The organism is Methanobrevibacter sp. AbM4, assembly GCF_000404165.1.
Taxonomy (GTDB): Archaea; Methanobacteriota; Methanobacteria; order Methanobacteriales; family Methanobacteriaceae; genus Methanarmilla; species Methanarmilla boviskoreani.
In genome coordinates, this window is the sequence record NC_021355.1 from 1,206,460 (window position 1) to 1,220,154 (window position 13,695).

The following is a 13,695-nucleotide window of genomic DNA, read 5'->3' on the forward strand; positions in this document are numbered from 1 at the left end:
TCAATTTACAATATAAATATCTATTAGATTATTATTACATATATATTTTAACTATTTTTATAAATTATATAAACTAAGTCAAATTCTATCAAAATATAAAAAAGAATCGATTATAAATCGACGAATCCGAATATCAGATACCAGATAAATTTAAAAACCATTAAAACAAAACAAGAAAAAAATAAAAACACAGAAAACCGGAAAACATTAAATAAAAAATAAAGAATAGTTGAACTAAATTTTAAAACTAGTACAACTAAATAAAAACAGATAGAAAAAATCACATCATGTTTTTAAGTATCTTCTCTGCAGGATCCATTCCCTGAGCTCCAAGAAGTAATATGGTATCATTTACATCTGCATTATTCAAAACATTGACCAATGCATCCTTAAGATGTTCGAAATGAGTATATTCGATATCCGCGTCATCCAATTTAGATAGAAATATTTCCCTTTCAGAATCTTTTACAATGTTTAAATGATCCACCACATCCTCACTTGAAGATAAGACCAGATTGACCTTACGTCCGTCCTCATCATGAATTCTTGTAATTACCTCGACAAGTGCATCTGCGTTTAACCCGTTTAATGTCTCACCACGTGAACCGCGTATTGCGTTTACAATCCAGAGGTGGCCTTTATCAGACAATAATTTATACCCTGCATAAACAGTTGATTTAATTCCATCTGGGTTATGTGCAAAGTCATCATATATCTCAGGATGTTCATTTAATTTAACGAATCTTCTTTTAAGTGGTCTGTAGGTTTTAACACCATCAACCACAACACTTAAAGGTACACCTAAAGACAATGTTCCGGCAATAGCCGCCAATGTATTCTGGATGAAATGGTTAGTCTTAAATGGCAAGTCATCGATGGTTAAAATTTCAACATTGTCCACAAGCACAACCTCGTTATCCGTATCAAATACCACATTATGAGTAGCGTTATCCTTATCCATTGAGAAGAATATTCTGTTTACACCGTCGTTTGGTTTAATTTGACTAACGTTTACGTCATCCTTATTCAATATGAGTGTTCCCTTTTTAAGTCCGCGGGCAAGTCCTGAGGTTTCCCTTAAAACATCATCAATAGAGTTTACAAGTCCAATATGATCCATTGTGACATTTGTAATTATTCCAACATCGGGATTTATAGCACTGGTCATTAAATAAGCATGGTCACGCATTACATGATCCAACCATCCCTGAACCTCTGATACTTCAATTACGGCATAATCCAAAGGACCGTTTTCTTCAACTTCCTCATAAATCATTTTTGATACCATCGGATCAATTAGAGTATTGAATTCAGACCTTGCATCAGTATTGGTTAAAACATGAGCCCCGGAGTTTTTAATGATATGATAAATCATGTGGGAGGTTGTGGATTTTCCATTTGTACCTGTGATTGCAACCCTTTTAGAGTCCTTATCAAAATGATCAAAGACCCATTTTATTGCAAATGAATTTGCAATCTCGATTTTTTCAACTACAATCACAGGAAAATTTAACTGTTCCGCATTTTCCAAAGCATTTTCCAAAGGATTTTGAGTAATGATGGCTGCAGCCTCGTTTGCCTTAGCAATCTCAATTCCTTTACCGTTGATTTTATGACGAATTACAATATCCCCCCTCTTAGCATGGGCTAAAAAATCAAATTTTCCAGAGAAACTATAACCACAATTATAATCATCACTACCAATGATTTTACCACCAATGGCTTCTGCTAACTCATCAATACTTAAATTAAAATCTGACATAAAATATTCTCCATCAAATGAAATAAATATAAGATTTGTTTTGTTTAAAATATTTAAAAAAACTTTCTATAATAACTAAATGTTTAAAATCATCAAAAATATTGAAATAAAAAAATTAAAAAAAGAAATTATGTTTTGTTAATTATATAAAGAATAGATAATCAACAATTAATCCAATAGCACATAATAAAACTGTTGCTCCCCAATAAGAGTAAATGATAGTTGTCTCAGGAATACCCTTATAGTTTAATGCATGGTGTAGCGGTTCTACAGGCATTTCTATTAAATGTGCTCTGTGAGCTAAACTTACACAAACTGAGAAAATTGGAACTCCTAATGCTAAGACTCCAAAGTATGGAACATCACATAACATTACCGCTGCAGCATAACCTGCACCAAGAAGTATTGAACCAGTATCTCCCATAAATATACTTGCCGGATACTTGTTAAACACTAAGAATCCTAAACAGATTGCTGTAAGTATAGCGAATGGAGGTATAATTTCCATTCTTCCATTGATAATACCAAATATTATACATGAAAATGATGCGATAGCTAAAATTCCTGCAGCCAATCCATCCATTCCATCTATTAAATTAACAGTGTTTACCGCACCTAATACTGCAATGACAACGATAGGTATTGCCCAAATTCCCAAATTGAATCCGCCAAGGGTGGTGATTGAACATGTCAATGCTAGCAAAACACCTAAGAACAATTGTACAAATATTTGTTCCGCCTCACCGGTTTCATATTTGATTGGAATCTGATCTATAACTTCAACCTTACCTTCCTCAAGTAATTGGTCCACCTGAGCCTTTGCCTTATCAGATGCAACCCTTGCCTCTTCACCTGGTTCAAGATTAAGTAAACCTATAGGTACAACCTCATCTGTAACGTTTTTTACAAGTTTCTGTACCTCTGAGATCTTAAGACCAAGCAAATCATCTACAAGTCCCATAATACCTGCAGCTACCATAATAAAACAAGTAATTAAAATATAGTTATTTTTGTAATAAATAGCTGTGATTAAAAGAATAGAAAATAAAAATGCTATTCCACCCATTGTTGGGGTTCCAGCCTTATGACGATGCTCACTAACAATTGGACTGTCAGTTATCTTTGCCTGTAGCAATATCCTTCTAATATACCATGTGAAGAATATTGTTGAGAATAATGTAATAAAGAACATTATTATAATATCAACTGTCTTCATAATTTATCACAAAAATTCAATTTTATATTAATAATAGTTTGTTTTAGATACTATTTATAATTTAATATTCCTTTATAAATGATTAAATAAAACATGAAAAATGTTTAAAAACAAAATAAGTAAAAAAAGTAATATTGAAATTAGATTTCAATATCCCTACCTGTAATGTTTTTAACCTTAGATATTAACTCATCCTTTGAGGATGCCCTAATGGTTACCCTCTGATATCCCACAGGTCCATGAACAACATAATCCTTTTCTTTAAAGGTTTTTTCGGGTATTTCTCCCTCATATGTACCTACAGGTATCTCCGCACAGTAATAGTTCCTGATTCTGGATTCCACATCCCCAATAGAAAAAACACCTGCGGCCATATCAACAAGTTCTGCAAGAGTGTTAATGGTGGAGCTTGCCTGTGTTAAATACCTGGTACCGCTTGGACGGGTGTTAGCTTCAATAGCATATAGTTTATTGTTTTTTCTATCATAGATAAAATCCAAATCAAGATTTCCTTCGGTCCTGATGTTTTGAGCAATCTTTAAAGCGGTAGCCCTTATCTCCTCATTATCCAATTTCTCAAAATTGGTAGGCCCATACCTTACACGGGTAATAGGGTGTGTTGCATTGATACCGGTATCCCCCTTATAGATAGGTACAAGCGGCAGATATTCACCTTTCCATCCCAATGTCTCTATTGAAATTTCAGCTCCTTCAATGAAATTCTCACATAAAGCCCCATCAAATGTTTCGAAGTACTTCCTAACACCGTCAAGATCTGAGACAATGGAGATGTCCTTTCCACCCTGGCCCTGATTCTGTTTTAATACCACAGGAAAGTCAAAGCCCTCATTATGGATAATATCCTCAAAATCATCAAGGTCCTCTTTATAGACATAAACAGACTCAGGGGTGTTTACCCCTATCTTACGAAATATTTCTTTAGTCTTTGATTTATCAGATGATATCTGTACTGCATGGACATTTGAGGCCACAACAGGTATGTTGTTTTCGGCTTCGACTTCCTCCTTCATATATGCGACGTCCAAAAGAGGAGGATCGATACCGATTAATGGAACAATACCATCCACCTTTTCCTTTATAGCAACATCACGTGGAAATTTCATTCCCCTAGGTCCTATAAAAACTTCATCCGCCAAATCCAAATTGTCTGCATCAGGGTTTGATTCTGTTACAACGCTTTCAATGCCTTTTTCTCTAAAATAAGGCGCAACATCATCAAACAGCCTTGAACCAATACATAAAATTTTCATATAATCACATAAATTAATTAAAAAAACAAAATAATAAAATCTTCAACATGATTTAATTTAAAGATTAATAAGAATACTAAATAATTATTAATTAATAATACTTAATTAAATTTTCTAAAAAATAATAAAATAATTTAAAAAAATATCCAAGGAAATCAACATCTTAAAAATAAAAAAGAATTCAATTGATACTTTCCCAGTAGTTCTTCATCCAAAACATCACCACCAGTATCTGGGATATTAGGAATCAAAACGGCACCTTTCAAAATCATGAAAAATAACAGACCCCCTCAACTTTAATAGTCTAATTAAAAAAGAGGTTTCCTTTTCAAAAGGAGTATAAAAGAAAAAATAACAGATAAAAAAAAAGGAAAAAAATATAAAAGAAATAATAAATTACAATAGAGGATTAATTAAAATTAAAAAATCTTCGAAAAAAATAAATGATCTTTAAAAAAATAGAATAATATTGTTTTTCTATACTTCCACAATTCTTTATATTTACTATGTTTTTATACTTCAACATATAAAAGTGGAAAATTAGAAAACACAAAAAAAATAGATAAAAAAAATAAAAAATAGTTACAATAAGTATATAGAATATTTGTTTAAGCAATTAAAAAAAAAGATTAAACTGCTCCATCAGAGTAAAGGGAAACATGAGTTTCATAGGGATTCTTTTTTAATTTTCTACTTAATAAATTACCCTCATCATCATAAATAGATACAACACAATATTCTGCAAAATATTTAGTATAATCCACATATTCAATAATTTTATATCCTTTTTTTAATTTAATTTTTTCTTTCCTAGGATATTTAACTATAGGTATAAACATTTTATCACCCATATAATAATTTTTCAATAATTTTAGATCTGTTCGGATAATTTTTTATAAAATTATCTCTATCATCCCATAAATATAAACATATAGAAACTGCAAAATCCTCCATATATAATAATTTATTTTTTTTATTATTTAAATATGCTTTATATCTCTCAAAGGCATAATCAGTTACAAATTGTAATTTAAAATTCCCATCCTTAATCATTGCATTTTCTCATTCTGGGGAATTAGATACCCCCACATAATTAGTAAAATGGTAAAATTTTTTATTATAATTTAAATCCAAAATATGCCCTAATTCATGAATTAAAACAGGAATATAATCTTGTTTATTGAAAGGAGTGTTATAAATATTTATAATTTCAGTATCATGAGGAAATACCTTTCCACCAACATAACCCCCCAAAGTATAAAGTACCTTTTTATTTATTTCACATATTTTGTTAGACGTGGTTGTTTTGTTTTTGATGTTTGATATTAAACTATAATTATTTTGAGTGTACCTTTTCTTATTTGTGTTTTTAATTTTTTAATCTACTTGTATTGTTACTTTACTTTTAGGGTTACCTGTTTTTTTAATAAATATGTTCCACCTATTTAAACTTTTAAAAAAAACTTTTTCCAATTTATAAAAGAGAATCCAAAACATCAATAACACTGTCCGAGGAATCCTTACAGACCTTACTCATATCCTCAACAAGGCCCATTGATTCAGGTTGAATACCTAAAAACACAATGTTATATGGCTTCTCTATCTCCAAATATTTGATTAGAAATGACAAGGACATAGAATGGGTAGAGACACTTAATCCACCAACCTGCTCTTTTGAGATTACTCTAACAGTGCCAGGTTCCTCATTCATTAAAACGGCATCAATTATAAGTATATGGCTTGGATCTATCTTTCTGATTTTGCCTGTGAAATTCTCTGGAACGGTCTTAGCATTGATTATTATTACATCATCACTTTCCTTACCCAAATCCTTCAAGCTCTCTACAATATATTGGCCTACTCCATCATCGCCACGAATGTCATTACCGATTCCCAAAATAACAAGTCTAGTACAATCATGAAGGAAGTCTTTCAAATCCTTTTCAAACATAATATCACACAAAAAATATTAATTAAACCAATCAGATTAATTCTGTTTTGATTGTTTCAATTCCCCCACCCATTTTATATGATAGTTTTACCTTAACTGTATCCCCCGCTCTACAGTTTATCTCATCAACAGGTATAAAAAGCGGCGGATTAAACATAGGCGTTGGACCACAGACAATATTATCTCTGATTAAGGTTATGGTTGTAATCTTAATTCCATTAAATTTACTGTCCTCATTGATAGCAAATTCCAGAACATCTTCAAAATTCTCATCAATTCTGCTTTGAAGGTCTATCTCACTATAGCAAATGGATTTACCTATTATATTATAGTTTGGATGATAATCATCATCCTCCCAATGGACATTTCTCCGTTCCATTGAAACAGGTTCCGCATAATTCAAAACCTTACTTGGAATTACCGTACAATTATCCTCCTTAAAATCAATGAAATGGTTTAAAGCAAGAACTTCCTCCTCATCAATTAATGCGGTATCCAACATTTCACATATAATTAAATCAGCCTTGGCAAGTCCCTCCAATTTTAAAACATCCTCATTAACTATCAATACATTTTCAAAATCCTTGAGATTCTCCTTAGCATATCCTGCAATTTTACTATCCTTTTCAAAACCAACTACAGCTGAAAAATATAAGGCCGCAAAATAAGTTAGAACCCCACTTCCGCAGCCCAGATCATATACAACCCTATTGATCAGGCCTTCTTCATTTTTAAGATAATCCAAATCCCTTGCATACTGGGATATGCCTTCATAAAATGCTGATAGACGTTCCGTATCCTTAATTAAATGTGAATGGTAAGGGGTTGTTTTAAATTTCATTATTCTAGATATGTTATTTATTATTAATAGTTTTTTATATCCCGAGAAATCTAACAGGATATGTAAATATAGAACCAATAATTGAAAAATTAAAAATCAGAAGATTAGATTAGAAACATTAAAAAACACCGATCAATAATTAAAAGAAATAGATTATAAAATATTAAAAAACAAAATCAGCTAATAAAAAAATTAGATTAGAAACATTAAAAAACTCCAACCGGCCAATTAAAAAAAAAGTGGATTAAACATGGAAAAAACTATCATAATAAACTAAAAAAAAGGAAGTAGAAAGGAGTTTATGTATCCCTGATATCGTCACTGCTATCCGGATCGAAATTCTTACCGTTAGCAGTACTTGTAAGTTTTACGTGTTCAACCCCTTTAAGTTTCATCATTTTTTCATAAACGGAACGAATATCTTTAACGTCCCCATTGACAATAACGACTTCCATACAATACTTCTCGGTCATATGCACATGCATGGTTGCTATAATGGTATCCTTATAATGATGTTGAATCTCAGCAAGTTCTTCCATTACACCAGTATAATGATGGTCATAAATTATAGTTATAACACCTATTCTTTCTCCTTCCATCTCATTCATCCATTGATAACGGAGAATATAATCCTGAAGAGCATCCCTTATACCTTTTGACCTTGACTGATATCCCCTATCTTTTAAAACTTCATCAAAATCAGACAATAACTTTTTTGGTAATGACATACTGATTCTCATCATATCCCGAACTCCTGTAATTTATTAAAATAAAAAAGTAATAAAAATCACTTAATTAATATTAATTAGTTGTTTAACATATATAAAATTAATCATATTATCCAGTAATTAGCATTTATATAAAACCTATATTATATAATGTTTTTTTATTTAATATAAGTTTTTAAAAAAGAAATATTATTAAAAAACTAGAATTAATTATAAAAAAATGAACAAAATTAATATAATAATTTTTAATAAAAAATTATTAATTTCAATATGGTTATACAATTGATTAATTAAAAGGCAAAAAATTAAATTTTGTTTAAAACAAATATTTAGCTATTTTTATTAAGGAATATTGGAAGTTTAAAATTAAAAACAAATGAAACAACACCATATAGCACCATTTCCAGAAACCATAAAACAAAAATAATAAAAACAAATAAAACAGTATTATTTTTTTAATAATTTGTAAAACTAAATTATTAAGAATTAAATTAGAATAATACTTTTAAATTAAGAATTATTATAGCTATAAGGAACAGTTATATAGTATAACCCATAAATAAAGAAATATATCAATTTAATAAAAAAAATAATTTAAAAATAAAAATTATATGGAAGGGTAATATGAGTTGTTATAAATATTGGCCAAAAATCGAAGAAATCGCTGAGAAATTAGAAGAATATGGTGTAGACTCATTAGATGATTTAAGTTCATTAGACACTGTTAGTTTAAATGAAATTACTGAATTATTAGATGAAATAGAAGTTATTGCACACGATGAAGAAATTGATTTTGATTCAGCAAAACACATATTAGATAATGATAGAATGAATAAAGCTTTAAAACTCATTAGAAAATTCTATTTATATATGGGTGTAAGATTAGAAACACAAAATGCATATGACATTATAAATTCTGATGATCCTCAGGCTGAGCTTGACAAGTTCCATTTTTATGAAAGATATGAGGGATTACTTAAAAACGAATCAAGACTCGCTAAATTCAATAAAGACAAAACCTTTGTATTTGTTGGAAGTGGACCTTTACCACTTACATTAATATTATTTAGACAAAAGTTCGGATGTAAATGTATTGGTATTGAAATTAAGGAGGATGTTGCAGAACTATCAAGGAAAGTTATCGATAAGTTAGGTTTGTCTGATGGTATTGAAATTCTAGTTGGAGATGAAAATACCCTCAAGGATATAGATTTTGATATATTAATGGTTGCGGCATTTGCAGAGCCTAAAGATAGAGTATTCGCTAATGTATGGGAAACCGTTGATGAGAAAACCCCTGTACTTGTTAGAACTTATAGTGGTATGAGAGCTATTCTATATGCTCCTTTAACTGACAAGGTTTTAAGGGGTTTCCATAAAGAGATTATGCTTTTACCAATAGGAAATACCAATAATACCAGTGTTTTACTTAGAAAAGTAGAAACATGATTCTACTTTTTATAATATTTTAATATTATTAACCATTTTCTTATAATAAGTTCTAATTTAAAATAATTTACAATTTTTAATTTCTATTAATTGATCACTTTTTTTATAATAGGTTCTAATTCTAATTAAACTACGATTTTTTAAATTTTAATTAAGCACCTTTTATATCATAACCATAATGAGTCCTAATTTTTTAAAGTTTAACTAAACTTTTACAATTTATATAATTTACAAGACAATATTAATTATACAATACCTTAATTAATCATCTAGCTTCATTATTTTCTACTAAAACTTATTTTTTTAGCATATATCCATTAATTAAAGATTTTTTAAATGATATAATGATAGTATTGTTTTTTTAATAATTTCATAAGATTTTAACCATTTTAAAAAAAGGAATACATATTTAAAAAATGAATACATTTATATACCACCACTTCTAATTACTAATTGTATACAAAAAATAAATTTGTAATACAAACTAACAGGTGATAAAATATGTGTAATAATCCAAATTTTAGGTATGGCATGAACATAAATTTTAATGATTTTGACAGTGATTTTCCATACACTCACCACCACGGAAACCACCAATACAGAAACTGCAAACACCCAGAGGACGAATTCGGAAAATGCAATCACCGCCACTACAGAAACTGCAAACACCCCGAAGACGAATTCGGAAAATGCAATCACCACCATAGACATCATCATAAGGATTGCAAAGATCATAATGACTATGATGATTTTCATGGCAAAAAATGCCATAGAGACCAATTTTACGGCCCCTATGGAAGGGATTTTGATGAGTTAAGTGATGAAGAATTTAGGAATTTTTGCCATAGAAGACAAAAAATGATAAGAGAAATGAGAAAAAACGGTGAATTTTCAAGAGGTTTTGGACCTAGATGGATGGATGATGAAGGGGATGGGAAAAAACAAAGACTACAACCATTAAGCATTAGAGTAAAACCCCATACTAAAAAATTCCTAAAAGAAGATTCAGTACTATCTGCAAGGGAAATACTCGAACTTTATGAAGACTTTGCAAATGGATCTGAAGAGTATGTACTTTCCCTTGAAGAAGATGAAGAGGCTTTAAAAGAAGAGTTATCTAAATTAGAAGATAAAATTAAAAATGCAAAATCATTTACAGACAATCTAGAAAATCTAAAATCCGAGGAGAAAGGTGCAGAAGAGGATGATGAAGGAGAATAAATTTATCATCCCCCTTCTAGAAATTTAAAACATTGAATCATTTATTAACTTAAAGTCATTACCTTAAAATATTTTAAGAGTTAGCTAAAATTACAATCCCTCCAAAATAATTATAACTTTATTAGTAAAAATTGAATTTTGGCTAACTTATCTTAAAATACATACATAACTATTTTTAAAAAAAAGATTAAACTTATAAAAAAAACTATTTAAAATAAATTAATCTCAAATAAACTGTTTCTAAAAAAGATTAAACTTATAAAAAAAAACTATTTAAAATAAATTAATCTTAAATAAACTGTTTTTAAAAATCAATGAAAAAATCTATTTTTAAACTTATACCCTATTTAAAATAGATATAAGAAACCTATTACTTATTGTAAAAAATCTATTTTTAACCCCCTAAACCATATAAAAAACTATATTAAACTTATTTTAAAAATATAAAAAATAATTAAAATGAAAACAAACTGATTATATGAGTAAAATAGAAGTAAATTCAATAAATGTTAATTATGAGATTAAGGGAGAAGGCTATCCCGTAGTTTTAATACATGGTTTGGCTGAAGATTTACATTACTGGACGTATATTTCAAACTATTTAAAAGACTATTTTAAGGTTGTTTCAATAGATTTAAGAGGTCATGGAAAAAGCGAATCCGGAGAGGACACAATCAGTATTGAATTATTCGCAGATGACATATACAAATTACTTAAAAAACTAGATATAAACCAGACAAATATTATCGGATACTCCCTTGGAGGCCAGGTAGCCATTGAATCCGTAATTGAACATCCCGGTTTATATAACAAGCTTGTTTTAATCTCAACGTTTTCCCAGATGGAAGATGAGATGAAAGAAACCTTTAAAAGGATGTATGACAGTTCCGCCATTGATTATGAATTGTTCTTTGACACCATCATACAGTATATTCTTCCTGACGATATGCTAGTCCAATATAAGGACAGGTTAAATCGAAGCAAAAAGGAACTTAAAAACAGCAAAGACATAGATTTCATACATAACACCCTTTACAGCTGTTCCATATTCAATGCCACAGATGAATTAGAAAAGATTCAGAATGATACATTGATATTGTATGGAAAGGACGATCCGATTATTCCGAAAAAGGCAACCGATAGATTAAACAACAATATTAAAAATTCAAGACTAGTCAAGTTTGAGGATACAAAACATAACGTTTTAATTAAAAAGAATTTTGATAAGGCCAAAGTTATTATTAAGGATTTTCTAGAAGAATAAAAAAAATTAGAAATAAAATATCTACTAAAAAAAAATTTCCAAAAAGAACAATCCTAAATATTTTTTAAAGGAAAAAATTAGAGAAATAGAACAATTATTAAAAAAAAATCATAGAAAAAATAAAAATAAGCTTAAATATTCTCTAAAAAAGTAAAAATTAGAAATAAAAATATTTGAATATTCAATCTTCCTCTGTTAACATCAAACGATAATATTGCTCTCCATAACGGAGAACAGGTTTAATTATGCCCTTGTTTGTTAAGGATATCACCACATGATACATTCTAAAATCAGATAGCTTTAATGGACCATATAACAGATTGCCCTCAAGAACATATTTGGGTACAACGCCGTCATGTACAATGGATTTGATTAACTCAATAGATTTTTCCTCGATCTGATCTATTTCCGCATCAATAACATCCTGTTTTGAATCAACTGTGTTAATCTTCTCTTTAATATCCAGAAGCTTTACACGGTTATCGTCATATTCAATTATACCCTTTCTTTTAAGACTGTTTAATATTTCATATAATTGATATTCGTGGATTTGAAGTTCACTCTGTAGAACTTCCTGAGGAATATCCCCATCATAATCCTCATCAAACTTTCTGATCTGATCCAAGACCTTTTTTTCTTTTTTTGTAATCGTTTTCATAATATCATAAAATAATAATTAATATTAAAAAATAAAGAATCAACTAAGTAATATTTTAGGTTATACAGATAAATATATTTTAAGATGAAAATATTTTAATCACCAATAATATAATAAATTACATATAATAAATATTTTAACTTAATTTTAAAAAGGAATAATTATGTTTGATAGACTGGAAGAACTTCAAGAACAGAATGAGATATCCAAGAACGATATTTTAAACATCATTAAAGACGAGGCAAGACATTTAACAATTTATGATGAGATGGCCGCATCATCATACCTTCAGGAGGAAGGCAAATACATTCAAAAGTCATACCGCGACGAGTATTTGGATGTCACCATCAAATACTTTCTAAAAAGGCTCCATAGAATCAAGAATGACAACAGGGATTATCCCGAAACCGTTGACAAAAAAAGACTTAAGGGATCCCTTAGGATTCTGAAGAACCAATATCTACAACAGAAAGGAAATCTTCCGGAAAGCAATAAAACACCTTTGATGTATGGAATAATATCAATCTACACCACATTCATTCTTGAGGAATCCATCCATCCGCTAAATACCCCATTTCCAGCAGGCGAAAAGATCATACTTAAGGATGGCACATATTATTGTCCTGTAAAACACAACCAATCCAAAAATCCAGACGCTTTATGTAGATTATGCATCGCAAAAGAGATGGAGGATTTAACCAATTAGTTTAATTAAGAAACATGATTATTCTAAAACCTTTTTTTATTATCCCTTATCGTTTAATCTATTGTTTCTTTAAGATAATTAAATAAATCCAATTGCTATTTTTCTTAACCTAATTTTAAAACTCAAATCATAGTATTAAATCCGGTATTTTTATAAGGATTAGTTAATGGTACCATAATCTAAAAAAAATAATATTAAAATTAAAAAAAACAGCAAGTTTTAATATGATTAAAATTTTTACAATTTTAAAAACAGGAATGAAAAACCAATTTTTATAAAGTTTAGAAAAAATAATTTAAATTTCCCAAATAATGAAAAGGATAGATAAAATAATCCAATTTAAAAAAATAGACAACAATAAATAAATAATCAAACAAAAAAAATAGTTAAAACAAAATAGGATACCTTTCCTATCAGTATATAATGTATGCAAAATAAACAAGACCAAATAGAAAATAAAAACAAAAACAACCATAAAACTAAAACTAAAACTAAAAAAACCCAACAAAATTTTTACACAAAAAATAAACAAAACAAGAAAAACCAAGCATAAAGTAAAACAAACAACATCAACAAAAATAAATCCAACAATAAACAGTAATAATACGAAACAAAACCAATAAAATTA

Annotated in this window: 12 protein-coding genes; 4 read left to right on the forward strand and 8 right to left on the reverse strand. The window is 29.0% G+C overall.

Going from position 1 to position 13,695, the window contains the following annotated elements:
• Positions 1-280: 280 nt before the first annotated feature.
• The 7 genes from ABM4_RS04890 to nikR form a co-directional block, all read right to left on the reverse strand.
• Positions 281-1,762: a Mur ligase family protein gene (locus tag ABM4_RS04890; RefSeq protein WP_016358571.1), complete on the reverse strand. Its 1,482-nt coding sequence runs from the start codon at positions 1,760-1,762 to the stop codon at positions 281-283.
• 142 nt (positions 1,763-1,904) lie between these two features.
• Positions 1,905-2,978 (reverse strand): glycosyltransferase family 4 protein, encoded by a 1,074-nt coding sequence (locus ABM4_RS04895; protein ID WP_016358572.1) that lies wholly within the window; start codon positions 2,976-2,978, stop codon positions 1,905-1,907.
• Positions 2,979-3,118: 140 nt separating this feature from the next.
• Positions 3,119-4,249, reverse strand: coding sequence for an ATP-grasp domain-containing protein (locus ABM4_RS04900; protein WP_016358573.1), 1,131 nt, complete (start codon positions 4,247-4,249; stop codon positions 3,119-3,121).
• A gap of 629 nt (positions 4,250-4,878) precedes the next feature.
• A complete protein-coding gene (locus ABM4_RS04905; protein ID WP_048200859.1) occupies positions 4,879-5,088 on the reverse strand; it encodes a hypothetical protein in 210 nt (69 codons plus the stop codon).
• 635 nt (positions 5,089-5,723) lie between these two features.
• Positions 5,724-6,212 carry a hydrogenase maturation peptidase HycI gene (gene hycI, locus ABM4_RS04920; protein ID WP_232216509.1) on the reverse strand — a complete coding sequence of 163 codons (489 nt, stop codon included), beginning with the start codon at positions 6,210-6,212 and terminating at the stop codon, positions 5,724-5,726.
• A gap of 19 nt (positions 6,213-6,231) precedes the next feature.
• A complete protein-coding gene (locus tag ABM4_RS04925; RefSeq protein ID WP_016358577.1) occupies positions 6,232-7,041 on the reverse strand; it encodes a methyltransferase domain-containing protein in 810 nt (269 codons plus the stop codon).
• Between the two features lie 299 nt (positions 7,042-7,340).
• Positions 7,341-7,784 carry a nickel-responsive transcriptional regulator NikR gene (gene nikR / locus ABM4_RS04930; RefSeq protein ID WP_016358578.1) on the reverse strand — a complete coding sequence of 148 codons (444 nt, stop codon included), beginning with the start codon at positions 7,782-7,784 and terminating at the stop codon, positions 7,341-7,343.
• Between the two features lie 609 nt (positions 7,785-8,393).
• On the opposite strand from nikR, the gene ABM4_RS04935 reads away from it, so the two are divergent.
• The 3 genes from ABM4_RS04935 to ABM4_RS04945 all read left to right on the forward strand — a co-directional run bounded on the left by ABM4_RS04935 (position 8,394) and on the right by ABM4_RS04945 (position 11,703).
• Positions 8,394-9,218 (forward strand): nicotianamine synthase family protein, encoded by an 825-nt coding sequence (locus ABM4_RS04935; RefSeq protein ID WP_016358579.1) that lies wholly within the window; start codon positions 8,394-8,396, stop codon positions 9,216-9,218.
• A gap of 501 nt (positions 9,219-9,719) precedes the next feature.
• Positions 9,720-10,439 carry a hypothetical protein gene (locus ABM4_RS04940; protein WP_048200862.1) on the forward strand — a complete coding sequence of 240 codons (720 nt, stop codon included), beginning with the start codon at positions 9,720-9,722 and terminating at the stop codon, positions 10,437-10,439.
• 478 nt (positions 10,440-10,917) lie between these two features.
• On the forward strand, positions 10,918-11,703 hold the full coding sequence (locus ABM4_RS04945; protein WP_016358581.1) for an alpha/beta fold hydrolase: 786 nt from the start codon (positions 10,918-10,920) through the stop codon (positions 11,701-11,703).
• Positions 11,704-11,884: 181 nt separating this feature from the next.
• Here ABM4_RS04945 and ABM4_RS04950 read toward each other — a convergent pair whose 3' ends face one another.
• Entirely contained in the window at positions 11,885-12,361 is a 477-nt protein-coding gene (locus ABM4_RS04950; RefSeq protein WP_016358582.1) for a hypothetical protein, read from the reverse strand.
• A 163-nt stretch (positions 12,362-12,524) separates the two neighbouring features.
• Here ABM4_RS04950 and ABM4_RS04955 point away from each other — a divergent pair, with 163 nt between their 5' ends.
• Positions 12,525-13,067 carry a DUF2115 domain-containing protein gene (locus ABM4_RS04955; protein WP_016358583.1) on the forward strand — a complete coding sequence of 181 codons (543 nt, stop codon included), beginning with the start codon at positions 12,525-12,527 and terminating at the stop codon, positions 13,065-13,067.
• Positions 13,068-13,695: the final 628 nt, after the last annotated feature.